Source organism: Bacillus sp. A260 (genome assembly GCF_009861435.1).
GTDB lineage: Bacteria > Bacillota > Bacilli > Bacillales > Bacillaceae_G > Bacillus_A > Bacillus_A cereus.
The window spans coordinates 3,313,842-3,340,393 of record NZ_CP046398.1 but is presented as its reverse complement, the minus strand read 5'-3'; the positions used below and the strand labels follow the sequence as shown (position 1 = coordinate 3,340,393).

Below are 26,552 nucleotides of genomic sequence, written 5' to 3'. Positions count from 1 at the left end.
AAGGTCGGGATGCCCGTAAAACCCCCACTGATTACAGTTTCACTTTATAAAAAATAGCTTGAGGGTTTTTGATTTGTATTTCTTTTGCTTAATGGTATATACTGGATAAAAGAGAGAGTTTACATAAAAGTTACAATTCTATCAAACTCAAACTTTTATGTAAATATGTATAGACATTTATAAAAGAAAAGAGTAATTTATATAGAGTGAAAAATAACTTGTAACATTTTATAAACATATTGTAAAATGATTGTAACAAAACATACATAAAAATGAAATAAATACATAATAGTGATGTTGGGGAAAGGGAGAGAGTATATTGTTCCGTAAAGTAAAGGGTATATTGGTTGGGGTGTTATGTGTAGCTATAATGAGTGGCTGTGGTGCAAAAGTAAGTGATGTTGCATTGGTAAGTGATATTGGTGGGCATACTGTAGAGGCTAAAGCAGAAGTGCAGGATACTATTAGTTTAGTTGATGGTCGAACTGGTACTGAAGTGAAAAAATTAGATTTATCTAGTTTAGGCTATTTTGAAGATGAAGCGAAATTTAAAAAGTCTGTAACAAAGGTTGTTGGTGAGGTTGGAAAAAGCGTCGACAAAAAAATGGTTCCTTCACGTATAGCACCTGATGGAAGTTGGCAAGAAGGAAAACCTTCTTATGAATTAATGGAAAAAGAATTAGTAGATAAATTGTTAAATGTTGGTATGTGGGATGCTACGTATCAGTTGCCGATCGTGGAGAAAAAACCAGTCGCAACATTAAGTGATGCGCAAGGAAATGGTACGGTAATTGGTAGATATGAAACGAACTTAGGTGGTTCAACAGGTGGCCGTATTGAGAATATTCGTTTGTCAGCAGCGAGCATAAATGGAGTTGTGTTAGCAAAAGGAGACCGTTTCTCTTTTAATTCATTAATCGGTGATACAACACCAGATAAAGGATATCAATTAGGGAAAGAAATAGTTGATGGTAAATTAGTAGATGGATATGGCGGTGGTGTTTGTCAAACATCTTCAACTTTATACAATGCAGCAGATCAAGCTGGTCTGAAAATGGTGGAGAGAACTACACATTCTAAAACGGTAGGTTATGTTCCACAAGGAAGAGATGCTACAATTGCATATCCATACTTAGATTTAGTATTTGAAAATACGAATGATGCACCTGTGAAGCTTTATATGGGCATTCAGGGTGGAAAGCTAGTTGCTGAAGTACATAAAATGAGATAAGAGTTAAAAAGCCACCTTTTCTAAAAGTTAGAAAAGGTGGCTTTTTATTATGAAAATAAAAATGTATGTAAATTCTGACTTTTCTTATTTACATAGGATGATTTTAGTTGTATCCTTCATAGTAACGGTTATATGTAATGGGAAAATATAGGGATAAGGAGATGAAGTTATTCATGGTAAAAATTCATCCGAAAACACGTATTGGTCATGTTGAATTTAAAGTGAAAGATTTAGAGCGTCAAATTGCTTTTTATGAGAATGTTGTAGGATTAGAGGTAATTAAGCAAGAGGGGAATAAAGCATATTTATCTGGAAAAGGTGGAAAGAATGCGTTACTTGTTCTTGAAAAGTTAGAGGACGGGGTACTGCAAGAACCGCGTACGACTGGTATATATCATGTAGCCTTTTTAGTTCCGACTCGTGAAGCTTTTGCTTCTGCGCTATTTGGGGTTCTTCGTAATAAGAATGTAATTGACAGCCCGGCTGAGCAAGAAGGGCGTTATACATATTCAAATGAAATTTTACCAATTTCAAGGTTTAATAGTGCAAGTGATCATACATATAGCGAAGCTTTTTATTTGCAAGATTTAGAGGGGAATGGTATTGAAATTTATGCAGACCGTCCGCGCGATCGATGGGGAGAAGGGCCAGGAGGAAGTACACCACTTGATTTAAAAGAATTGGCAACAGTCGTTGATTATGAGTTTGATGGTTTGCCTGCTAATACTGTCGTTGGGCACGTACATTTACGAATAGCTGATGTAGAGAAATCACATGAATTTTATGTGGAAACAGTAGGTTTTGAAGTACAACAGCGTGAAGAGGATTGCTTATTTATTTCAGCAGGGGGATATCATCACCATATTGGTGCAAATACGTGGAACGGAGTAAACAATCCACACCCACCAGTACATGCAACTGGGCTAAAGGTGTATACGATTGTACTACCGTATAAAGAAGCGTTAGATGAAGTGAAAGAAAGATTAATAGAAAAACAACATGAAATAAATGAAACTACAAATGGGTTTGTGGTGGTAGATCCAAGTGGTATTACAGTGCAGTTTGAAATAGAAGCAGTGTAAAATAAGCGAGAAAGTGTATAATCACTTTCTCGCTTATTTGTGATCATTCATAGCTCAATCCAATATCTTCTTACTACATTCCCATCTTCCTCAGTGAAATCATCATCACGAAGCCCGCCGTTATGTAAAATCGTTTTATCAGAAGCGGTATTCACTGCGTCGCAAACGACAAGTACTTTCGTGATGTCTAATTCCTTCGTTTTTTCTAATGATAATGCTAGTAACTTCGTAGCATAACCTTTTCTTCTTTCAGAAGGGCGAATGCCATAACCAATATGACCGCCAGCGTTAAATAAATGTTCGGTTAAACTATGACGTATATTAACAGCTCCCAGAATTTTATTTTCATCTGTAACAAGCCAATATGTAGAGTCTGGTACCCAAGTTTCAGGGATATTTATTCCGTTATGCGCATCGAGAAGTTCTTGAACCATAGCTGGGAAGTTGGCAGGATTTTTTGAGATAACCCACGGGATCATTGTTTCACCGCTATCTTTCCATTCGTTATAGAAATCTAAGTATTCTTCTTGTAAATCAGTAGTAGGTGTAAGTAACGAGACGTTCATTGTTAGTAAGCTCCTTTATTTATGTATTTTTTATAAAAAATTATGAAACAAAATGAAAGCGTTTTCTAAAATTTCTCAACCTAATTTCATGCAATCCACCTTTGGTTTTTTAGAAAATTAGTGAAGGTTTAAAATCAGGAGTTATTTATTTTATGTTAATATTTAAAATATTAACATAAAACAGTCGGAGTATTAAGTGTATTTTAGTGGTATTCTTTCATGGTGATAAATGGATGTTTGTGATAATTTTTGTTTTATCTATCTATAATGAATGAAAGGGGGAAGTGCCCGTGAGTGTAGATTTTGATTTTATTATACGAATCGGTGTTGCTGGCTTGTTAGGAGCAATGATTGGTATTGAAAGAGAAATTCGATCGAAAGAAGCTGGATTAAAGACTCATTTCCTCGTAGCGGTAGGAAGTGCGTTAATAATGGTTGTTTCGAAATATGCCTTTTCAGATATTGTGTATGAAGAGCATACGTCTCTAGACCCAAGTCGGATTGCAGCACAAGTCGTTAGTGGAGTTGGTTTTTTAGGTGCAGGCACAATTATTATTCAAAAACAGGCGGTGAAAGGATTAACGACCGCGGCTGGTTTATGGGCTACTGCCGGTATAGGATTAGCAATTGGAGCGGGAATGTATGTAGTAGGCATTGGAGCGACGATCCTCGTTTTAATTGGTTTAGAAATTGTAAGTCGTATTTTTAAGGTGCAATTTCTATTTCCACAAAATATAACAGTGCAAATGTTTGTAAATAAACATGAAGCGATACAACAAATATTAGAAACACTACAAGTGAAAGGCATCCCAATACTCTCATATGAGGTGGAAGCTTCACAGCAAGGTACAGAAACTGTTTATAAGGTAGGAATGCAGCTGAAAAATATATCGTCAGAAGAAAAGAATGAGTTTATTCAGCATATGCAAACATTATCGGAAGTTACGTTTATAAAGTTAAAGTCATAGTGTTGAAAACGAGGATAGATGTAGCAGAAATTTTGCTATTATCTATCTTTTTTTGATCTAAAATGCAAGGAAAGTCAAGCGTTAATTTTACATGAAATGAATATATGTGTGAACGTTACCTTATTTTTTCTCAATACAGGACAAAAAGTAAAAATAGTAAAATAATGGAGCGGGACACTAAAAATGTAAGGTAGGGGAGAGCATGAAAAGCTATTCAAAGAAAATGTTAGTAGGGGTAAGTTTTGCTAGTTTAATGTTAGGGAGTTTTCAAGGGGGCAGTTTGGCAGAAGATACTAAGGGAGAGCAAGTTTCTTATCGAAATGTGCTCAAAATGGAGCCAGTCGGTGTACAACTACCAGTACAAGAATTAGCTCATTCATCGAAAGTGCTCGAAAGCAAGTCTTTTGAGAAAAGGCTACAATTTGCCGATTTATCACAAAGACCACCTGAGGTGAAAAAAGAAAGTAAGCAATTAGCTGTAGCGAAAACTTATACAATTGCTGAATTAAATCAATTAAGCAATCAGCAGTTAGTAGATTTACTTGTAACAATTGATTGGGAGCAAATTACGGGGCTATTTCAGTTTAATACAGACAGTCTAGCATTCTATCAAAATGATAGTAGGATGCAGGCGATTATTGATAAATTGAAGCAGCAAGGACAAGCCTATACGAAGGATGATTCAAAAGGGATTGAGACATTAGTGGAGGTATTGCGTTCAGGATTTTATTTAGGATTTTATAATTCGGAACTTAGTAAATTAAATGAACGGAGTTATCATGATAAATGCTTACCTGCATTAAAAGCGATAGCTAACAATTCAAATTTCAAGCTGGGTACATTAGAGCAAAATAGAGTGGTATCATCATACGGAAAGTTAATAGGAAACGCTTCGAGTGATGTGGAAACGATAACATCAGCTGCAAAGATTTTTAAACAATATAATGATAATTTTTCTACATTAGTAGATAATCTTTCAGCTGGAAATGCTATTTACGATATTATGCAAGGTGTTGATTACGACATTCAATCGTATTTGTACGATACGAGGAAAGCACCGAAAGATACAGTATGGTATCAGAAAATAGATAGTTATATTAATGAACTAAGTCGTTTTGCATTAATGGGAACGATTACAGCAAAAAACGGTTGGCTTATTAATAATGGCATTTATTATACAGGTAGACTCGGTACATTCCATAGTACAGGAACGAAAGGGTTACAAGTTGTAACAGATGCGATGAAAATTTATCCGTATTTAGGGGAGCAATATTTCGTAGCTGCTGAGCAAATCGCAACGAATTATGGCGGAAAAGATGCAAATGGTAAAGTGGTGAATTTAGATCAAATAAGAGAAGATGGAAAGAAAAAATATTTGCCAAAAACGTATACGTTTGATGATGGGGCAATTGTTTTAAAAGCTGGAGATAAAGTGACAGAAGAAAAAGTAAAACGTTTATATTGGGCGGCAAAAGAAGTGAAGGCACAATTCCATCGTACGGTTGAAAGTGATCAACCTTTAGAAAAAGGAAATCCTGATGATGTACTAACGATGGTTATTTATAATAGCCCAGCAGAATATCAATTTAATCGTCAATTGTACGGTTATGAAACGAATAACGGTGGTCTTTATATAGAAGGAACAGGTACGTTCTTTACTTATGAGCGTACGCCAGAAGAAAGTATTTATAGTTTAGAAGAATTATTCAGACACGAGTTCACGCATTATTTACAAGGTAGATATGAAGTACCAGGGTTATGGGGACAAGGGAAAATATATGAAAATGAAAGATTATCTTGGTTTGAAGAAGGGAATGCTGAATTTTTTGCAGGGGCAACGAGAACGGATAATGTTGTACCGAGAAAGAGTATTATAGGAGGATTATCTTCAAATCCAGCAGAGCGTTATACGGCAGAGCGAACGTTAAATGCAAAGTATGGAACGTGGGATTTCTATAATTATTCCTTTGCTTTACAATCGTATATGTACAATAAGAGATATGATATGTTCGATAAAATACATGATCTTATTAGGAAAAATGATGTAACAGCATATGATGCATATCGCTCTACATTAAGTAAAGATGCGAATTTAAATAAAGAATATCAAGACTATATGCAAATGCTAGTTGATAATCGTGAGAAGTATAATGTGCCATTAGTATCAGACGATTATTTAGCGAATCATGCATCGAAGCCAGTTTCAGATATTGCAGCAGAAATAACAGCGGAAGCAAAATTGAAAAATGTATCAGTGAAGAAAAATAAATCACAGTTTTTTAATACATTCACACTACAAGGAACATATACAGGAACTGCAGCAAAAGGAGAATATGAAGATTGGAAAACAATTACACAAAATGTTAATGATACGTTAAAACGTTTAAGTGTAAAGGAATGGACAGGCTATAAAACAGTAACAGCATACTTCGTAAATTATCGCGTGAATGCATCAGGACAATTTGAATATGATGTTGTGTTCCATGGTATTGATACGGAAGAAGGGGCAGAGAATAAAGCACCAGTTGCGGTTATAAACGGTCCGTATAGTGGAAATGTAAATGAAGCAATTTCATTTACAAGCAACGGATCAAAAGATGAAGATGGGAAAATTATTTCATATAAATGGGAGTTTGGTGATGGAGCAGTAAGTAATGAGCAAAATCCAACTCACGTATATACAAAAGAAGGAGCGTATACGGCTAAATTAACAGTAACAGACGATAAAGGAGCAACTAATACTGCTACAGCGACTGTAACTGTTCAAAAGAAAGAAGATAACAGTGTAGAAAAAGAACCGAATAACTCATTCCAAACAGCAAACAAACTGCAGTTAAATCAAGTTTTACGTGCTAGTTTAGGAAATGGCGATACAAGTGACTTCTTTGAAATTAATGTGGAGAATGCTAAAAACCTTCAAATTAACGTAACGAATGAAAATAATATCGGAATGAACTGGGTACTTTATTCTGAAGCAGATTTAAATAATTATGTTACGTATGCTCAGCAACAAGGGAATAAACTAGTAGGTAGTTACTACACGTATCCAGGGAAGTATTATTTACATGTGTATCAGTATGGTGGTGGAACAGGGAATTATACGGTGGAAGTGAAGTAGTAAAAAGGGAGTTGTCTTTTTCAATGAATGGCATAAGGTCTGTACTTTAATGAAAAAACAACTGCAGGAAATGTCCCTAATGATAATAACAAATTAAGTATCGCGAGATATTATATTTACATTAAACAAATCTAATCAGTAAATGAGATAAAATCGATGAACTAGTATTTCATCACGATGTAAGAAAAGTTATAAATATTAAGTGTTTTTAATTGAATTAAACTAAAGGATCAGAGTATATCTGTAACAATAGATAAGATCTGATCCTTTTATGTAATTAACTAAATAGAAAATTGTTATCACGTTAGCAAGGGATACTAATAGAAAAACGTGTCCCTTTACCTAATTCACTCTCTATCTCTATATCTCCGTTTAATTCTCTAATAATACTATAAGCAATCATAGTACCAAGCCCAGTTCCTTTTTCTGTTGTTGAATAGAATGGCAAAGCAATTCGTTTTATTTGTTGAGATGACATCCCAATTCCTGAATCAATAATATCAATTATGATATTTTCTTTTACTTTTTGTATATTTATTTGTAATAATCCACCATTTTTCATAGCCTCAATTCCGTTTTGGATGATGTTGTTTAGACAGAGTTTGAATTTTTCGGGGTCCCCATTTATATAAAAGGAATCTGTACTATTTTGTTTGATTTCAACTTTGTATGACAGAGCGAGTGGTGAAATAGTATCTTTCACCTGATTTAAAATGTGATTAATATCTATTTTCTCTTTTAGGGTGTTCTGTGGTTTGGTTAAAGATAAATAGTTATTAATAGTAGATTGTATTTGCTGCATTTCAATTAACATGATTTCTAAGTATTGCTCCTGAGATAGCTTAGAGGCATGTTTTTCATTTAATAATTGAGTGAATCCATGTACCGTGGTTAGTGGGTTGTGGATTTCGTGTGCAATTGACGCTGCTAGTTCGCTAGCTATATAAAATTTTTCAGCCCGTTGCAGTTTTTCTTTCATTTTATATTTCTCAATCATTTCCTCTATAAAATAAACTGATAATAATACTGTGAAAATATTAATGACTATATAATTTAATAAAAATTCTATGAGAGTAGAGTCTATTTTACCTCCTGTATTTATTTGAGTTACAATACCGCAAATAGAAAGTGAAGCTGTACATACTAAAATAAGAAGTAAGCTTAATAATATCTTTTTTTCTTTAAAATACATAGGTAATAAGTAACGAAAGAGCATTGTTATACCCAAAATAATAGTGAAGATAATAAATGATGGAAGAACGCCATTTCCTCCTAAGTAAAACCGGTAAGAAAGATATAAAATTCCTATAAAAACAATGTTTTTTGTATTTCCATATAGAAAAACTAATATAATAGGAATAAAACGTAAATCATAAATAAATCCCACATGTAAATGAAAAGGAAAAGTCATACAAAAAATAATAGCAATGGAGGAAAGGATAGAAAATAACATATTATTACATGTTATTTTTTCTTTAAACTCTAGCCAGAGTACGTGATAGCTAAGGATACAAATTATTATAATAAAGGTATTTAATAAAAGAGTAGAAATTCCCATAGTTTTGCATCTCCGATAGTTTGTAAGTAGAATTATGTATGAGTTGGACAAAGATGTTTAGTATTAGTAGACTTTTTATCTAAAAAGGAAGGGTACTTGAAAAGTGCTGTTATATTACTCGTATTAAAATCGATAAGGAAAATAGAAAAAATAATAGATAAAAAATCTATTTAAATTCATGTGCATATGAATTTATAAACTAACTTTTGTATAGGTAAAATTGGGATTGAGTTACTGATAAAATAAGGTTCTTTAAGTATGAATATTCTGTGAAAGTGATATGTGTGGTGACTCCTGTTTTGTAGCCTTCGTTATATTAACATGGAATATATCAAATTACAAAGTGAAATTTTAGAAAAATTTTATTAGTACATTTTATCTGAAATAGAAATGCTATTTATTTGAGTATTTTGGTACTTCCTCGTATAAAACTTTGTTAGAAAAAGATTTTAAAATTTATAAGTTTTTTATGAAGTGTAATATTGTAGCTTTATCTATGTGGCTTTCTCAATAACTATTAAGGCGGAAAGTTAATATATATAGGTTTATAGATATGAATTATTACATAAAAACGCACTTAAAAAAGGATGTATGATGGTAATAGAATACAAACATCAAGGGGGAACTTAAAATGAAGTTAAATAAACTAGTGCTTAGTTGTGGAGTAGTTTCAGCATTAACACTTGGTGTGTTAGGGAATAATACTTATGCTGAAGAAGTACACAAAACGAATGATCCAATTCATGTAGTTGAACATGTTTCTGCAGACTTATTATTAACCCAAACAATGGATTATAGTGGCGAGGCTGTAACTTCTTTCGTATATGATGGGAGTACTGACTTAAGCTTTTCTATGAAAAATAATGGTCAAAATACAATGGGATATAGTGTAAAAGGTCCAAATACAGAGCTAATTGTTGGTGGTTATATAAAACCTGGAGAACAACAAATTAATGTTACAAATGTACGGAATGCTTTATCTCCATTGCCGAATGGAACATATAAAATTTACGTTTCAAATGATGATGGTTCTAAGGGGCAATTCCAAGTTTCAGTAAGATCTATGAATTAAATTTAAAACGCTTTGTTTTTAAGTTAATTTAATCTTTACTTATTGGAAAGAAGCTAAAGTGAATTGAGAATTACCGATAAAAATGAAAACGAGCACCTTATCTAATTGTGAGAGGGTGTTCGTTTTTTGCTATTAAACAGAAAATAATTATAAATATATTTTGATATTCTCATTGCTAACCTACTAGATTGTGTCAACTAGAGAATGTCTACTATAAAACATATTAAAATAAAGATGATGTAACATTCCGCTAAATTATATGGGGAAATAGAAAAACCACCCTTATATGAGTGGTTTTAGTAATTATTTTTAGGTTATACATTTAAAATTAGGCTAAGTTATAGAAATAATAAACATTTAATCCGTTGTTATTATTTTGGTTCTGGATAATGATTGTAGTATGAGATTCTAATAAATTCTTGGTAGACATTTGTTAATTTGGCATCTCTAAGAGCATCGTTGAATTTTTGCATACGTACACTCCCTTGAGCGTAGCCTCCACCTGGAGTATAAGGGTTTCTAGCTTCAAAGTCATCCAAAAATACTTTTAATTTTTTATAGTCTTGAGATTGATAGAAAGCCACGGCCTCTTCAGGAGTGACATCAAAGTAAGAGGATGACGTTGAGTTATAAGAAGCTGCTTGAGCAGTAGGTGCCTCTAGCATAGTTGCAGCTCCACCGAACATAGTAAGCGCCATAGAAGATACAATAATTTTTTTAAACATAATAAAACCTCCATGTAGAATATTGGATTAATAGTAATCCTGTAATCATTATAGTTACACTGGAAATGATTATCAAATGCAATATTGCATAATGTATTCCGCTATTTTGGGGCAGTAAGACTCCCGCCCCAAAATTCAATGAAAGCAAAGAAGTTAGATGGGAATCGGGAGGATTAAAGTTTCACTTTATTCTTTGAACGAGAAGTCACCTTTATATTTAAATGGAGGAGTGTAATAGATTAGAAGAGGTGTATAAGTTACTCAGGTTAACAAGAAAATGAAGAGGATATTTTTAATAGGGGAAAGCTTAATAACTGGAGTAAAGGAATTGCTATTTATATATTTAACATACATATTTGTCTTTTAAATTGTAGGCGTGTTTTAGAATTTGTATATAGTAAATTCGTTAAAAAACTTGATAAATAATAAAATGTGTAAATTTTTTGACTATTTTATTAAAATTATTTAATATTTGTAATTTATTGTTTTATAATGATAAATGGGTCGATCGTGAATGTTTTAGATATTGCGATATATACTCGGATTAATTTATTCTAGGGAGGTTACAAAATTGGGTAAGAGAGTCATTATAAGAGTTTTTACATTATTATCAGTACTGGCATTATTCCTTAATGTATTTTTACCTAGGGCTAGTGCAGAGGTTATGACGCATGAGAAATATTCAATGGACTGGAGTTATAGTAATAGTCTAGGTAAGTACATTCGCACTGAAATGATTAAAAATTCAAGTGGTCAAATTGCTTATTGCTTAACCCTTGGATTAAAATCACCAAATGGTGAAGATCTTCCTGAAATGGGGAAAACAGATAATGTAGTATATAGAGCCTTATTAAATGGTTTCCCGCAAAAAAGTGCTGAACAGCTGGGAGTAGCTAATAAAAATGAAGCGCATTATGCAACGCAACTTGCGGTTTGGAATGCATTAGGTCAACTCGATGTAAATGAATTAAAATATGAGAATAAAAATGTTGAAAAAGCAGCTAAGGCTATTATTAGTAATGCTAATAATAGTGAAGAGACTCAAGATGTTTTTATGAATGTGATTCCTGCTGAAAAGCAAAAAGCAGAATTAAAGGGCGAATTCTTCGAAACAAATCTATATTCAGTACAAACAAATGCTAAGAGTGGTTCTTATAAGGTAGTAGCGAAAAATGCACCTAATGGAGTTAGAATTGTAAGTGAAAATGGAGAAGTGAAAGATCAGCTTTCAGTTGGAGAAAAATTTCGTATCCAAATTCCTAAGAATACAAAAACGGGTGAATTTAATTTAAGTGTTGCTGCTAATTTAACTAAAGTTCAAGCAATTGCTTACCGTGGTACGGATACTGTTCAGAATGCTACAGTACTATTAGAGAGAAATGAAGAAAAGCTTAGTAGTGATCTTGCAGTAAATTGGGAAGCAGCTGGTTCTTTAAAAATTAAAAAGGTTGGAGAAAATGGAGAAGTTTTAGCTGGTGCAGTATTTGAGGTCTTTAATGTAAATAATGAATCAGTCGGAAAAATCACGACTGGTGCTGATGGTATGGCAGAATTAAACAACTTACCAATTGGTACTTACACATTAAAAGAAATTAAAGCACCAACAGGCTATGTTTCAGATGATAAACCACAAACTATTGAAGTTAAGACAGGAGAAACAGGAGCTGTCCAAATAGTAAATAACAAAGTAAAAGGTAACATCGAAATTAAAAAGCTTAGTGATTCAGGAAAGATTTTACCAAATGTTGAATTCACAGTCTTCACTGAAGATGGAAAAGAAGTGAAAAAAGTAGTAACAAAAGAAAATGGAATTGCAAACGTTGAAGGTCTTACGTATGGTAAATATTATTTCTTAGAGACAAAAACACCTAATGGATATATTGGAAATAAAACAAAGTATCCTTTTGAAATTAAAGAGCACAATAAAACACTTACTTTTACAGTGGAAAATACCGAAGTGAAAGGTAGTGTAAAATTACTAAAAGTAGATAATGAAGATATTAGTAAAAAATTAGAAGGTGCAGTATTCGAGCTAAAAGATGCAAGTGGAAAAGTAGTTGGGGAATATAAGACAGATAAAAATGGTGAGATTAACGTCAAAGATTTAGCGTATGGTAAATATTCATTTGTAGAAAAGGCTTCTCCAAATGGTTACGTTCTTGTTAAAGAACCAATTATGTTCGAAATAAAGGAACATGGAAAGATTATTGAGCTATTGGCAGTTAATCATCTTATCAAAGGTGATCTAGAAATTACAAAGGTAGATGTAGCTGATGGAAATAACAAGCTTCAAAATGCAGAATTTACGATTTATAACGAAGCAGGAAAAGAAGTAGTAAAAGGAAAAACAGACGATAAAGGAATCGCTAAATTTGAAAAGTTACCATTTGGAAAATACACATATAAAGAAACTGTTGCACCAAAAGGTTATGTATTAAATGAAGAAACGTTCTCTTTTGAAATTAAAGAGAATGGTCAAATCATTAAACACATTGTCAAAGATGAAAAGATTCCTTCAATAGAAACAAAAGCTACTGATAAAACAGATGGTACAAAAGAAATGCACACGTCTAAGTCTGTAACAATCCAAGATAAAGTGGAATACAAAGACCTACAAGTAGGCAAAGAGTATACTTTAAAAGGTAAATTAATGAATAAAGAGACTAATAAACCATTAGTTGTAAATGGTAAAGAAGTAACTGCTGAAACGAAGTTTACACCAAAAGAAGCAAATGGTTCTATTACACTAGATTTCACTTTTGATGCAACTGGTTTAGAAGAAAAAGAAGTAGTAGTATTCGAAGAGTTATTGAAAGACGGAAAAGTTGTTACGACACATGCTGATATCAATGATAAAGGTCAAACAGTTAAGTTCGTTAAGCCATCAGTAAAAACGACAGCAACAAACAAAGCTGATGGTTCTAAAGAGTTAGATGCTTCTAAATCTGTAACAATCCAAGATAAAGTGGAATACAAAGACTTAATCGTGGGTAAAGAGTACGTAGTAAAAGGTAAACTAGTGGATAAAGCAACAAACAAGCCATTATTAGTTGATGGTAAAGAAGTAACAGTAGAATCTAAGTTTACTGCTAAAGAGAAGAATGGTTCTATCACATTAGACTTCACTTTCAATGCTTCTGCATTACAAGGTAAAGAAGTAGTAGTATTTGAAGAACTGTATCAAGATAATATATTAGTAGCTATTCACGCTGAAATTGAAGATAAGGGACAAACAGTGAAATTTAAAGAGGGAAAATCGGAACAACCAAAACCAGAACAGCCAAATTCAGGTAAAAATACGACAACACCAGAGCAACCTAACGAGCAAGTAAAAGAACAACCACAACTTAAGAAAGAAATTCAATCTAAAATTGGATGGTTACCGCAAACAGGTACTAATCTTACAAGTTGGATCTCTATGGCTGCAGGAGCATTACTGTTAATTGTTGGTGGAGTGATTTTCTTAAAACGTAAAAATGCATAGAAATTAAAAAATAAGCACATCTGTTTTTATAACAAGATGTGCTTATTTTTATCATTTTAGCCAAGAAGACTCCTATATTTAAGCGTGAATGGCATTTAAAATAGCAACCATATTTTATAGGTAATTTTGAACAGTTAAAAGAAATATTACAGGAGGGTGAAAAGCAAGGAGTTTTTCATTTCTTCTCCATAAATCATACAATACATTGGATCACTTCTATTGTTTTATTTCCAAAGTTTAAAAAGTTTATTGATTTTTTAGGACCAAATGAAACGAATGATACAAATCATGAATGGATGCCAGAAAACTTAGTGGACAGGATTGTTACTGCATTAACAGATAAACCTAATGTGTAAATTATTCAGTGTTTATGAATTCTATTATTACTATTTAAAGCCTAATTTCTCAATGTATTGTAGAGAAATTAGGCTTTTTTTATCAATTCATTAAAGTTTTTATAATTCAAGGACTCAAGTTAATGATTATATTTTCAAGTATTCGTTTTGAGCTATATAGATATAGTTTTCGTTGCAACTGTTTGTTGAAATATTTTATCATGCTCAACAATAACCATTGTGGGATTAAATTGTTGAATAAGTTCTTCAATCTGCATGCGGGAATAGATATCTATAAAATTTAGTGGTTCGTCCCATATATATATATGAGCTTTTTCACATAAACTTTTAGCGATAAGCAGTTTTTTCTTTTGTCCACCAGAATAATGAGATATATCTTTTTCAAATTGAATTCGGTCAAAGTCCATCTTACTTAGGATGGACTTAAATAAGGTTTCATCAATCTTGTGCTCTTCAATAAAGCCTGATAGCGATCCCTTCAAATGAGAAGTATCTTGTTGGACATAGGAAATGATGAGTCCTGTACCTAAAGTAACTAAGCCTGTATGCTGTATCGGATGTCCTAGAATTAGTTTTAGGATACTACTTTTTCCGCTCCCATTCGTTCCATCAAGTACAATTCGGTCACCTTGTTCAACTATGAAGCTAATCGGCTCATTCACAATTTGATCATTATACTTAACGGACACGTCAACTAAAGTAACCAATTCATTTGATTTAAATTGCAATTGTTCCAATTTTAATGACTCAGTTTTTTCCACATTTTTTAGTAATTTTGATTTTTCCTCAATAGCTTTTTGTTGCCTTGATTCAAGGTTTTTTGCTCTTTTCATCATCTTGGCTGCTTTATGTCCTACAAACCCCTTATCCAACTTAGAGCCTGAATTCCTCGTTCCATTTTTTGAAGCTTCCACGTCATTAGACCAACTTGCTGAACGTTTGGAAGACTGTTTTAATCGCCCTATGTCTTTTTGTAGACGCTCATTTGTAGCCTTCTCGTGTTCTTGCTGTCTATCAAAATTTAACTTCCAAGAAGAATAGTTACCACTTTGAACTTCAATATTTGCTCTATTAATAGATAGGATATGGTCAACGCACCCATCTAAAAAGATTCTGTCATGTGAAATTAAAATAAATCCTTTTTTCTTCCTTAGATAATCGGAGACTATCTTTCGTGCATCTGTATCTAAGTGATTTGTTGGTTCATCAATTAATAGAAATTGACCCGCATTTAAAAACAGTGCAGCAAGCAACACTTTTGTTTGTTCCCCATTTGATAATGTTTTAAATGGTCTGTACATGACCTCAGCATCAACATTTAAATAGGATATCTCACGTAGAAGTTCCCAATCTGCGGCTTGGGGACAAATTTCTTCAAGGATTTCATGAGTGAATTTGTTCTTATCTGAAACAGAGTAGGGGAAGTAATTGAATTCTACTGAAGCAAGGATTTTCCCGCTATACTCATAATTCCCTAACAATAAATTAAAGAATGTCGTTTTACCTCGTCCGTTTCTACCAATAAATCCTAGCTTCCAATCCGTATCTATTTGGAAGTTTACACTTTCAAAAATATTATCAAAGCTACCTGGGTATGAAAAAGTTAAGTCTTGGACCTTTATCATTGACATAATAATTCCTCCTTTATATATCGAAACGTTTCATATAAAGTCGGAGCATCCATCCATTTTTTAATTCCTCTATATAAGTTTGATGGATATTAACGACTTATATAGAGCATTACATGTGTAACAATAGTATCTGAAGTACTCATTTTTCTCGCTCCTTTATTTGTGAAGTACATTTAACAATTAGTAAGTTTCAACTAAGACAAACGGGAATAAAAAAATCCCCCAATTTGTAATCGGAAGGATTAGTCTTTCGTCTATACTTAATAAGTACTTATTAATCATTTGAATCATGACAAATAAAGTATGAACTGAATTTTAAAAATGGATAGACTAACCCTATATTTTGTAGTTTGAAGTTATAAAATTCAACTTAAAATATAAATTAGTTAATCATTATTCATCCATCATTCCTTTCATAATTCTATTTTTAGAGTAACATTCTTTTTAGGGAGATGCAATATTAGCTTCAATTTCATCTAATTCTAAATCATTTATAATTCTTTGAGTAAGGAGATAAAACTTTACCGCCCTTTTTATAAACATCACATTTTTGTTCAATAGGTCATGTCTTTTGTCCGTTAAAAAGGGAGGATATGAAATTGACATCAACTTTTTGTGTAACTATAATAGTTACGGTTGGTTTCGTAAACTAATTTGAATTTCTATTTTAATGATAGTATATTTTCATTCCTTTTTAAGTGTGACAGATAGCAACTATAATCCAATAGAGGAGTAGATTCTATCTCATATGTAAAGAGTAGATAAGTTGTACCCGCCAAATTTACGATGCTCAAATACTTAAAAAATTACATTTTTCAGCTTATCCTTTTTAGAATCCTCAGTATTGATAATTGTAAACATCTACAAAAAGTTAATAAGATTGTTGTGTGTAGAAAGAAATCTTTTAAAAAGGTCATAATATGGATAATAGGTAGCACACATTTTAATTAGTAGGACTTGTGCCACCATCAAGTCATTTTTTAATAAAAGTATAGAAAAATCAAGAAGGTGAATCCATTGCGTAAACATGTATATGTGCAATTTTATGTATTGATATTGGCTTTAATAACTTATATAAGCTTTTGCTTTATATTTTTATTTGTTTTTCCGAATCATTATTTCGTATCAGATTTTAATATCCGACTATCATCTTTAGTCGTTGAAACTACTGTATTTATCTCATTACTGTATTCTATATTATCCCAAAAAATTAAGTTAGGAGTATTCTGGGTTTGCATTACTATTGCAATAGGGTGTTTTTTGATAGGGAATTTCATATCCGCTTTTCAAGTACTTAATGTAGAATTACCAATACAAAATTTTAATATTTCTGATGTATTTCTACTGTTTTTCTTATTTTTCTTTCTCTTTGCGTTCTTTTATAAAATCATGATGGAATGTAACAAATGGGAGAAAGCATATTTACTTTGTGATTTATATATTGTTGTTACTGCTATTTTTACATTAGAGTGGTACCTATTTAATAAACCATCTGCAAATATCTTATTCTTATCAATTGGAGATGTTTTTCTCTCATTTATTTTTCCAATTATAGATTTATTACTTCTATTACTTGGAGTTACACTAATCTTTCGACCTGCTATTTTCAATGCAAAAAGTAAATTGTTTATTTTTATCCTAGTATTAACTGGATTGGCTATTACGGACTACTTGTATTTCTACTTACAGGATGATTTGTCAGAGCGTTCAGTTATATTTTTAAGGTGTTTGTATAGAGTTTTCCTATTATTTATCGCTATTGCTGCTACAATCCCAAAGAATACTTCTTCTAAAAGAAATTATTTTATTATTAATCCGACATTTGGAGAGAAACTTCTTGGTATATTCCCTTATCTTGCAGTTGCAGTCTTAATTGGTTTTACTTTGAAAGAGCAAACTTCTTCAGCTACATTAATTACGGGAAATTGTATTGCTTTTGTATTTGTACTGATTCGTCATACAATCGTACGAATGCAAAACAAAGAGTTAACTAAAACATTAAAAGTGTTTAATAATCAATTAGAACAAACAGTATCTCAAAGAACAAGGGATTTAATAAATAAATCTAATGATTTAGTAAAAAATCAAGAGAGATTTAAGTCATTATATGAGTATCATCCGGATCCTATTTTAACGATTGATTCAAACGGTATCGTATTAAATATAAACCAGGCTGGAAGTATGTTATTAGGAAAAGAAAGTGCTGCATTAATAGGGAAAGAGTGCTTCTCTATTTTTTTAGATGAAGATAAATCTGAATTGGAAGCAGCTATAAAGAAAGGGAAACGATGTAGTTCATCTTCACTACAGTTACGTGTGAAAAATAACAATGAGAAGGATATACTCTTTTGGTATGTCACTATAGTTCCTATTATGATAGAAGGACAAACCTTTGGGAGCTATGTAATGGTAAAAGATATAACAAGGATGAAACAACAACAGGAAGAGATAAATTACCTTGCATTCCATGATACGGTGACGGAGATTGGAAATCGTATATTCTTCCAACAAGAATTAGATAGATCTATTAAGCGTGCACAAAAAACGCAGGATAAGTTTGGGCTCCTGTATATTGATTTAAATCGCTTTAAGACTATTAATGATACATTGGGTCATTCGATTGGTGACAAGGTTTTAAAAGAAGTTGCCAAACGTTTTAGGACATGTCTGTCACCGACTATTCCTCTAGCAAGAATAGGTGGTGATGAGTTTGCGATCATTGTCCATAACCAAACAGAGCAACAGCTATTGGATTTGTGTAAAACTCTATTTCGTATAACTGAAGAACCATTTGTAGTAAATCAGCATAGTTTTTACTTATCTCTTAGTATAGGAATAGCGGTGTATCCATTTGGAGGAATAAATACTACTACACTTTTACAACACGCTGATATCGCTATGTATAGCGCAAAGGAAAAAGGTAACAATGCTGTTTGTATGTATGACGAGACATTATCTCAAAAAGTCACTCGTCGATTACGATTAGAACAGGATTTACCAAATGCAATTGAAAATAATGAGTTGTTTTTATTGTATCAACCACAAATTGATAGTAAGGCAGGTAAGGTTATTGGTGCAGAGGCTTTAATACGTTGGCAACATCCAGAGCTTGGGCTGATTTCTCCTTTTGAGTTTATACCTATCGCAGAAGAAACGGCGCAGATTATTTCAATTGGAAAGTGGACGTTACAGAAAGCGTGTCGACAACTGAAAGAATGGCATTCTGCGGGTTTTTCAAATCTAAAGATGGGGATAAATTTATCAGCTATAGAGTTTGAACAGAAAGATTTTGTTCAAACAATGATATCTACTATAGAAGAGATAGGAGTACCTGCTAATTCGATTGATTTGGAATTAACAGAGCGAATTGCAATGGTAGATGAAAGAGAAACTTTATCAAAGTTAAAAGCATTAAAATCATTTGGTGTACATTTATCAATTGACGATTTTGGTACAGGTTATTCTTCACTAGCGTATCTGCCTCTTTATCCAATTGATACTTTGAAAATTCCAAGAGAATTTGTTAATAGGATTGGAACTTCTACTGATGGAGATGAAATTATACAAACCATTATTTCACTTGCTCATACTTTAAACATGAAAGTGATAGCAGAAGGGGTAGAAACGAAGGAACAATTAACAGTGTTACAACGTAATGTATGTTATCTAATTCAGGGCTATTACTACAGTAAACCTGTAAATGAAGATGAATTTATTGGTTTTTTAAGTACAATACAAAATGAATAAGTGAAAAATCAGTATATGTATGAAATAAAGTGAAAAGACGATCTATCCATATGGATTTGAACGTCTTTTCACTTTATTTTCAGTAGTTATGCAGCAAGGTTTCAGCCTTTGAAAGTAAAATAAGTATCTATATTCCTTGTATTTAGGGCTAATGGGATATGAGGTGAAAGTTGCTTCTTGTGAAACCGCATTAGGGACAGCTCGTATATTCTTAAAGCAATTTGAAAAAGCGGAAGAACATTTCAATCGTTCCATTGACCTTTTGCAAAAACATAATGAAGAAAAATTGATTTTAATAGTAAGGCATAATCTAGGACTATTATATGCAACTTAAAATTTATCTAAATTAGCAATTCGTCATTTATCAGAAGTCACAGAGAAGAATATTGCCCATTTTAAAGCAGTGTTCTTACAAGCGCGTGAACACCATAAGCTAAGAAAAACAAATATTGTAAAAGAACTTATTGAAAAAGGACTAGCAGTTTGTATGGAATTAGGAAATGAAGAGTATGTATATCATTTCAATATTTTACGTTCTCTTAATGAAGATGAAGCAATTAAACTCTTAGAAGAAGTGAAAAAAGTATTTCTTACTTCGAAAAGCAAGGTTTATGGGATTTCGTAGAAGAATATGCAGATCTAAAAAAGGAAGAAATTATACAATAATCACATGCTATCATTTTTAATAGCTAATTAACAAAAGGACTCCAATTATGGAGTCCCTTTGTTAATGGGATAATGCTTTAGTTTATCTAATTATAACAATATTTGTAAAAAGTGTAAAGGGGTCCTAGTTTGGAGGGGGAATTATTTAATCTTTTTTATTTAATAAAAGGGATGATATTTAGTTATCTGCGCTTCTTAATTATGTTTTTTATTACAATTTGAAGTAAATTTCAGTTAATCTTATTTATTTTATAGGAATTATAAGTTATACTAAAAGTAGGTGCAAAATGTACCATTTGAAAAAGAGTGCATTGCAAAAAGGAATCCGTAAAGGATTCCTTTTTTGTTTCTTTTAAAATGAAGCAACGTTCTAATTATCTCTTTCTTTTTTTATGAATGAACTACCAATGTATAAATTTAAAAGGTATTTTTGGAAAATTGCCATATTCCTGTAACAAAACAAAGGTATGTTATGTGTGTTAAATATAAAGAGAAAGAAGGAAAAGTTGTGAAAAAAGTTTTGCCAATTGTTGCGTTATTAGGCATGATGAGTTTTGGAGTACAGGAAATGAATGTAAGAGCTGATACATACCACAAGGGCGATTCAAAAATTAGTTTTTGGGATTCGAAAAGAAAGGGTACTAATTTCATGAATAGTACGTCATTACCTGAAAACTATAAAAGTGCAAAAGAAGCTAATATTGAATATGTACGTTTAGCACCTGATAAATGGGCAAAAGATAAAGATTTTCTATTTGAGGATAAACCAGATACTTCTGGAAAGGATTTTCTGATAGGTAATGCAGATAACTATCGGGGATTAGTAAAGGAAGATCTAGAAAAATTAAAGGCGGATTTAGATGCCGCACAATCACAAGGAATGAAAGTCGTTCTTACAATGTTATCCTTACCTGGTGATCGATGGCGCCAATTTAATAATAATAAGAATGACGACAGAATATGGGAAGAAGAGAAGTATCAAGAACAAGCAAGTCAATTTTGGAAGGACCTCGCTCTGGAACTAAAAGATCACCCCGCGGTGGTTGGTTATAATATTATAAATGAACCACATCCAGAAACAGCTAAAAATAATAGATATAATGATTTTTGGACGGAAGATTACGAGAAATGGTATGCAAAAGTAAAAGGAACGACAGCTGATTTAAACAGATTTTATGAAAAGGTGATTAACTCCATTCGTGAAGTGGACAAAGAAACACCGATTATTTTAGATTCAGGTTTATATGCTACTCCATGGGCCTTTAAATATTTAAAACCAGTAGAGGATAAAAAAACACTATACGCATTTCATATGTATGAACCATATGAATTAACGAGCCAAGGTGAAAAACAAAACAAGGAATATCAATATCCAGGATTAGTAAAAGTAGGGGATTTAGAGAAACCTGTAATGTGGAATAGACAGGGATTAGAGAAGTTTTTGAAGCCAATTCAACAATGGTCTAAGAAAAATCATGTACCATCTAATCGAATTATTGCAGAGGAGTTTGGAATTAACCGTACTGTTCCAGGTGCTACCCAATACATGCAAGATCTTATTTCTATCTTTAACCAAAAAGGATGGCATAAATCATTCTATGCATTCCGTGAAGACACATGGACAGGGATGAATTATGAATTGGGAACAGAAAAAATAAAATGGGATGAAGAGGGTAAACCGATGCGTCAAGATAATTCACTCTGGGATGTAATAAAAAAAGATTTACAAACGCGTAAATAGTTTAGAATATTAGGTTTAAGGACTAAATATAAGCATCTAATTCAAATAGAATTAGATGCTTTTTATTTCGAAAAAAGGTGAAGTTGAATTAAAGGTTCCATCTTTTCTTTTGCATAAAGAGTACCAATCAGGTTTATTTACAACGAAAAATAAGATTTTTAGAGAATAGCTTAGAAAAAATTGTGGAGGTTTAAACAAATGTGGTCACAATTGTTTAAACCTTTAAAGTAAAATGGAAGTTGGACAGTTGCTATACAGGCTGCAAATTTACAATATGTTTCGGCTGAGCCTTCGGGAAATATAATAGCAAATCGTAATGCAGTTAATGAATGGGAGAAATTCGAATTAATTCCGACTGGGGAATTATATACGTACGCTTTAAAAACTAAAAGTAATGGGAAGTATGTTTTGTTTGAGCCAAATGGTAGAGTAGTAGCAGATCGTACATCAATTGGTGCATGGGAAAAGTTTATCTTATATAATGGTGGAGACAATAGGATATATGTATTACAAGCACTAAATAATGGTAGATATATATCAGCAAATGGTGGTAGAGAATTAACAGCTACTAGTTATGTAGCTGGAAGTTGGGAAAGATTTGTTATTGTATACTTCTAAACTTTGAAGTGTTATATATCTAAATGATAATGGCATGTTTAGTTGGTATAAATACCTAATACAATAAAGTTTTAAGCATGTAATACAAGTGTATATTAACGTGTAAAAGGGCTGCAAATAATTAGCAGTCCTTTTTGCATGGACTTACTGAGGGTTATAATGAGAAGAAAAAGAACCCTATAGGGTTCTTTTTCAAGGCATATTAACAGTAAGGAGAATCATGAAATGCTACTTCAAATCTTTATTAGGGGAAAGATTTTGAAAAAGCTTAACATGTATTTATTTTTACATAAATGTAAGATGTAGTAAATTGATAATATTTATACTTACTATTACTAATATTCAATTAAGATAGTTAATACTATTTATATAGTGTTAACTGGTGTATAGTACAGTATAGATTTAGAAATTTAATATTAGATTACATTTGTTAAAAAAGTTAATAGATATATTATTTCAAATTCTAACTAACATTTAAACGATTTTAATTGAAATTGGTTGTGTATTAACCCTTATAAGCCAATAAAAGTAAATAAAATAAACAAAGACCCTGTAATAAATACAGGGCCGGATACAGGGTTAAGGGAACGCATAGTTTCTTAATATCATAGTAGCATATATTCTTTGTATAGCTACATGAGGATTTTGACAGAATTAAGAACAAGACAGAAAATCTGTAGGAAAGCAAATATAGTGCTGGAAATGTGATTTTAAATTAAGCTATAGGTATATTGAAATGGATGAAAACTCTTGAGTACCATGATTAAATTGCCTTTAATTATGAGGTTTAGGTTAGAGGGATAATTGGATCTTACTGAAAAGAAAAAATGTTTTTTAGATTAAAAGAAGAAAAGACACCTTTTGGGTGTCTTTTCTTTAGGTAAACAGTTCACATATTGCTGAATTAGATACGAAACTATAATTCGACTACGAAGTAAATCCTAACATAATCTGAACAGAAAAAATATGTAATATTACATTTTTAGTTTTTAATTATTTTATTCAATATAGAGAAGCAACGTAAATAAAAGGGCATGCAGTCGTATCTGCAGCCCTTTTTAGGAGGAATTCAAGACACCATTAGGACACGTATTGGTAAACAGGTTCAAAAATAGTATGTGTGAAAAGAAAAAGTCCTATACCAAAAGTAGACAGGACCTTATCTTTTTTACATTTTAAAAAATGAAATTCTGTCCTTTTGAAATCAGTACAGCACACACTTGGTTTGAAATGAAATTAGAAAAAGTATACATGAAAATGGCAGACAACTATTTTGTTGCCTGCCGGTGCCAGTGGGTTGAATGAGTTAGTCAATTCAATAAATTGTGCTATCCCATTACCAGAAGAGTGAAGCCGCTAGTTCAAACGGCTTAGACATAGTTTGTCTAATAAAGAAAAAATTATGAGTAGAAATTTTGTTTGCTCTATATGAAAAGATAAATAGATATTCATCAGACAAGGATAATTTAGCATATCTTGAATAGGGTGTAGGAACGAATTAAAGAAAGGGATATTTGTTTAGGAAGGGACTGACTCAGGAGTGGGACTTTCGGACAGGGTTTGGGGAGCGGTGATTGCCTTTGGCATTGCGACTAATATCGTTGCTTGTATAATGGCAGTATACATTCAAAAATATGAGCTAATGATAAATCATCTTACAAATATTTTATTTTTAACAATTATCTCTTTAACGTTTATAAAGATGAAAATTAACAGATGGGTGGCTTTAGGATTTACATTAGTTGTAATAGAGAAAGGTATTAAAGCGGGCTATGACTTCTACACACATAATTATTATAGTGTCAGTTGGAGTTTAGCTATCATTGTCTATTGCATATACGAGATGGAAAAGTATCATATTGAAATAAACGAATAGGCGCAACAAAAAGGTGTTAGTAGGTGGAATTCTTTTTAAAATACTATAAAAAAGACACTACAAGAGTGTCTTTTTTTTGAAAATACTCTATAATTAACTTTGGGGAAGGTAATGTTAGAGTATTCGTTTAGCATTATCTTTATATTTGATAAACCATGAAATCGAAAGATTTTGTGGTTTATTTTATGAACAATAGATATTAAAGTATTGGCAGTGAGTTATTAATCATTTTAAGCATTAGGGGAGAATGGATTAAAAGTCTAACATCGAATAACGGTTCCGGAATATAGTGTTGCGAAATGATCTCCCATATCCCAAACGGTACTTGCCTGTATATAGCCCTTAAAGCCTTCTGAAGAATAATAAATCTCTTTTGGTATACTTTCTTTAGTTTGGAAATGTGCTTTAGAGTACTTTACATAATGCTTTTTAACAACTTTTGCTTCTGGAACAATAGTGTTTTTTTGTTCCAATTTTGGCCTAGCACTAGAAGGTGGTATGAATTTTACATTGTCTTGGTAATTAGGATCTAAGGTGTCAGCTTGTACACTGTGTGACGAAACAAAGGTGCTTAGACTACTTCCCGCGATTAAAGTTGCAAATACTAACTTTGAGAATTTTGTTAATCTACTCATTCTATAATCTCCTTTTTATTATTTTGTAAGGTATCTCCTTACACCTCACAGTCTATATCCACTACAAAAGGGTGTACATACATATTGATAGACAAAATTCTACAAAATACCGCATGTTTTTGGGGTTTATGTATAATAATCCAATGTCTAATAATCTACCAAAAGTAAAAAGGTAGGTCTTATATAAAAGAAAATGAATAATTTATGCAGGTAATGTATATGGAATTATTGTTTAAATATTCTAAAATGAGTTGATAAAGATGTTGGTAGGTTTTTTGGAAAACAAATAATTCCCTAGGTGAAATTTGGAGGGAACATTCTCTGTTAGAGTTTTTATAAGGGAATTCATTTTCGTAGATTCAAAATGTAAAAATAACTAAAAGAGCAAGTGTTTCAATGGGGAAAAAGCTATGTTGAGTCTTTTTTCTTTGTTGGTGGTCGTCTAATCAATGAAATGACGGATGCTTATGATAGTTTGTGTCTAGCAACATTCGTGTATAAACGAATGAATTAAGAAAAGGGTGAAATATTGGATAACTCGAAATGGATGCCTTTAAGTAATGTTGATGATGATGAGGAAATTTGGGCAGGAGCAAGAGTTAGGTTGTACAATGTTGATATGAATAGAGAAGATAAAGAAAATAATTTCTATGAATATATTATTTCTTATATCTACGACAACACTAACTACTTACAACTAACTAATTTAACAACAGGAAAAGCAGGTTATATTATTTGTGTCGTTGAAAAAGAATTACCAAATAATTATGCTTTGGGCAGAACATTAAAGCAAAGAATAGGTTTAGAAAATACCTATTTTAGATTTGAATAATCAACAAATAAGGGAAGCACCAATTCTAAGGTGTCTTCCCTTATTTAATACTTTTTATCAATAATCAATATTAACAGAGCCTAAATAAAAAAGTGAGAAAAATGATAAACATTCTTCTCACTTTCATCAATTAGGGTGGCATATACATAAATATGCGTTTGGGTGGATTTTTGGATGAAAAATCCACATGCATAGTATAACAAAAAAATTATGGCTTTTCGCATGTAATATTGCATATGAAAAATAGTAAAGTTTTAAATTTTAATATCAACAACTTATATATATATGTTACAATGTAATTCTCTAATTTATTTTATTCTCCTATATAGAATTTATAGTTTAGTGATTCAATAAAACAAAAGTGATGTAATAAACAGATAAAACGATGAAATAATACAGTTAGAATGGTTAAAAGGCAGTTAAATATAATTATTAAAGAAATAAATTTACTTAGTTATGTTTTGTGAATTTATTATGGTAAGGATTTCATCTGATTGGAATAGCGCTAAATTAAATTTTTATCCAAACGAATCCAATAATTATTTTTTAAATGAAGTATATGTTGCATCAAGTTTATTTGGAATAATTCGTAGTCTAATAATTGCTGAATCTAGAAAAATAACATATTTGAAAGGAGGACAGATAA

15 protein-coding genes and 3 pseudogenes are annotated in these 26,552 nt (G+C 31.8%); 13 read left to right on the top strand and 5 right to left on the bottom strand.

Annotation, left to right across the window (positions count from 1 at the left end; genetic code table 11):
* The first annotated feature begins 319 nt into the window (after positions 1 to 319).
* Both GD442_RS16745 and GD442_RS16740 read left to right on the top strand, forming a co-directional pair.
* The gene (locus tag GD442_RS16745; protein WP_000488973.1) at positions 320 to 1,231 is read left to right on the top strand and encodes a VanW family protein; all 912 of its coding nucleotides are present in this window, start codon (positions 320 to 322) and stop codon (positions 1,229 to 1,231) included.
* A 137-nt stretch (positions 1,232 to 1,368) separates the two neighbouring features.
* Complete coding sequence (locus GD442_RS16740) at positions 1,369 to 2,313, top strand: VOC family protein (RefSeq protein ID WP_002041596.1); 945 nt, start codon at positions 1,369 to 1,371, stop codon at positions 2,311 to 2,313.
* Between the two features lie 47 nt (positions 2,314 to 2,360).
* Here the strand turns inward: GD442_RS16740 and GD442_RS16735 are convergent, their stop codons facing one another.
* Positions 2,361 to 2,879 (bottom strand): GNAT family N-acetyltransferase, encoded by a 519-nt coding sequence (locus GD442_RS16735; RefSeq protein ID WP_001103117.1) that lies wholly within the window; start codon positions 2,877 to 2,879, stop codon positions 2,361 to 2,363.
* 290 nt (positions 2,880 to 3,169) lie between these two features.
* On the opposite strand from GD442_RS16735, the gene GD442_RS16730 reads away from it, so the two are divergent.
* Entirely contained in the window at positions 3,170 to 3,847 is a 678-nt protein-coding gene (locus GD442_RS16730; RefSeq protein ID WP_000109729.1) for an MgtC/SapB family protein, read from the top strand.
* A 202-nt stretch (positions 3,848 to 4,049) separates the two neighbouring features.
* Complete coding sequence (colA, locus tag GD442_RS16725; RefSeq protein WP_000844553.1) at positions 4,050 to 6,965, top strand: collagenase ColA; 2,916 nt, start codon at positions 4,050 to 4,052, stop codon at positions 6,963 to 6,965.
* A gap of 304 nt (positions 6,966 to 7,269) precedes the next feature.
* Here the strand turns inward: colA and GD442_RS16720 are convergent, their stop codons facing one another.
* A complete protein-coding gene (locus GD442_RS16720; protein ID WP_000513034.1) occupies positions 7,270 to 8,523 on the bottom strand; it encodes a sensor histidine kinase in 1,254 nt (417 codons plus the stop codon).
* 631 nt (positions 8,524 to 9,154) lie between these two features.
* On the opposite strand from GD442_RS16720, the gene GD442_RS16715 reads away from it, so the two are divergent.
* Entirely contained in the window at positions 9,155 to 9,595 is a 441-nt protein-coding gene (locus tag GD442_RS16715) for a hypothetical protein (RefSeq protein ID WP_000773522.1), read from the top strand.
* A 371-nt stretch (positions 9,596 to 9,966) separates the two neighbouring features.
* Here the strand turns inward: GD442_RS16715 and GD442_RS16710 are convergent, their stop codons facing one another.
* The gene (locus tag GD442_RS16710; protein WP_000473483.1) at positions 9,967 to 10,320 is read right to left on the bottom strand and encodes a hypothetical protein; all 354 of its coding nucleotides are present in this window, start codon (positions 10,318 to 10,320) and stop codon (positions 9,967 to 9,969) included.
* A 571-nt stretch (positions 10,321 to 10,891) separates the two neighbouring features.
* On the opposite strand from GD442_RS16710, the gene GD442_RS16705 reads away from it, so the two are divergent.
* Together GD442_RS16705 and GD442_RS16700 are read left to right on the top strand one after the other, a co-directional pair.
* Complete coding sequence (locus GD442_RS16705) at positions 10,892 to 13,804, top strand: VaFE repeat-containing surface-anchored protein (RefSeq protein WP_000520154.1); 2,913 nt, start codon at positions 10,892 to 10,894, stop codon at positions 13,802 to 13,804.
* Positions 13,805 to 13,908: 104 nt separating this feature from the next.
* A pseudogene (locus GD442_RS16700) lies at positions 13,909 to 14,160 on the top strand (TetR/AcrR family transcriptional regulator); the annotation flags it as partial.
* Between the two features lie 152 nt (positions 14,161 to 14,312).
* Here the strand turns inward: GD442_RS16700 and GD442_RS16695 are convergent.
* On the bottom strand, positions 14,313 to 15,791 hold the full coding sequence (locus GD442_RS16695) for an Lsa family ABC-F type ribosomal protection protein (protein ID WP_000061798.1): 1,479 nt from the start codon (positions 15,789 to 15,791) through the stop codon (positions 14,313 to 14,315).
* A gap of 1,017 nt (positions 15,792 to 16,808) precedes the next feature.
* Between GD442_RS16695 and GD442_RS16690 the strand changes: the two genes are divergently transcribed.
* From GD442_RS16690 to GD442_RS16670, 5 genes and pseudogenes are all read left to right on the top strand, one after another.
* Entirely contained in the window at positions 16,809 to 19,538 is a 2,730-nt protein-coding gene (locus GD442_RS16690) for a sensor domain-containing protein (protein WP_033666299.1), read from the top strand.
* 154 nt (positions 19,539 to 19,692) lie between these two features.
* Positions 19,693 to 20,180, top strand: a pseudogene (locus GD442_RS28150) (tetratricopeptide repeat protein); the annotation flags it as partial.
* Positions 20,181 to 20,676: 496 nt separating this feature from the next.
* Positions 20,677 to 21,945, top strand: coding sequence for a glycoside hydrolase family 5 protein (locus GD442_RS16680; RefSeq protein WP_002026152.1), 1,269 nt, complete (start codon positions 20,677 to 20,679; stop codon positions 21,943 to 21,945).
* Between the two features lie 231 nt (positions 21,946 to 22,176).
* A pseudogene (locus GD442_RS16675) lies at positions 22,177 to 22,563 on the top strand (fascin domain-containing protein); the annotation flags it as partial.
* A 1,540-nt stretch (positions 22,564 to 24,103) separates the two neighbouring features.
* On the top strand, positions 24,104 to 24,439 hold the full coding sequence (locus tag GD442_RS16670; protein WP_000524434.1) for a hypothetical protein: 336 nt from the start codon (positions 24,104 to 24,106) through the stop codon (positions 24,437 to 24,439).
* A gap of 260 nt (positions 24,440 to 24,699) precedes the next feature.
* On the opposite strand, the gene GD442_RS16665 is transcribed toward GD442_RS16670, so the two are convergent.
* Entirely contained in the window at positions 24,700 to 25,074 is a 375-nt protein-coding gene (locus GD442_RS16665) for a hypothetical protein (protein WP_000088959.1), read from the bottom strand.
* Positions 25,075 to 25,621: 547 nt separating this feature from the next.
* Here GD442_RS16665 and GD442_RS16660 point away from each other — a divergent pair.
* Positions 25,622 to 25,906 carry a hypothetical protein gene (locus tag GD442_RS16660; RefSeq protein WP_002041583.1) on the top strand — a complete coding sequence of 95 codons (285 nt, stop codon included), beginning with the start codon at positions 25,622 to 25,624 and terminating at the stop codon, positions 25,904 to 25,906.
* The last annotated feature ends 646 nt before the right edge of the window (positions 25,907 to 26,552 follow it).

What these genes read in the sequence shown, in the direction of transcription:
- GD442_RS16720 (WP_000513034.1), bottom strand. Translation starts at nt 8,523, where the DNA reads ATGGGAATTTCTACTCTTTTATTAAATACCTTTATTATAATAATTTGT.
- GD442_RS16680 (WP_002026152.1), top strand. Translation starts at nt 20,677, where the DNA reads ATGTGTGTTAAATATAAAGAGAAAGAAGGAAAAGTTGTGAAAAAAGTT.
- GD442_RS16665 (WP_000088959.1), bottom strand. Translation starts at nt 25,074, where the DNA reads ATGAGTAGATTAACAAAATTCTCAAAGTTAGTATTTGCAACTTTAATC.
- GD442_RS16695 (WP_000061798.1), bottom strand. Translation starts at nt 15,791, where the DNA reads ATGTCAATGATAAAGGTCCAAGACTTAACTTTTTCATACCCAGGTAGC.
- GD442_RS16660 (WP_002041583.1), top strand. Translation starts at nt 25,622, where the DNA reads ATGCCTTTAAGTAATGTTGATGATGATGAGGAAATTTGGGCAGGAGCA.
- GD442_RS16740 (WP_002041596.1), top strand. Translation starts at nt 1,369, where the DNA reads ATGGGAAAATATAGGGATAAGGAGATGAAGTTATTCATGGTAAAAATT.
- colA (WP_000844553.1), top strand. Translation starts at nt 4,050, where the DNA reads ATGAAAAGCTATTCAAAGAAAATGTTAGTAGGGGTAAGTTTTGCTAGT.
- GD442_RS16710 (WP_000473483.1), bottom strand. Translation starts at nt 10,320, where the DNA reads ATGTTTAAAAAAATTATTGTATCTTCTATGGCGCTTACTATGTTCGGT.
- GD442_RS16715 (WP_000773522.1), top strand. Translation starts at nt 9,155, where the DNA reads ATGAAGTTAAATAAACTAGTGCTTAGTTGTGGAGTAGTTTCAGCATTA.
- GD442_RS16735 (WP_001103117.1), bottom strand. Translation starts at nt 2,879, where the DNA reads ATGAACGTCTCGTTACTTACACCTACTACTGATTTACAAGAAGAATAC.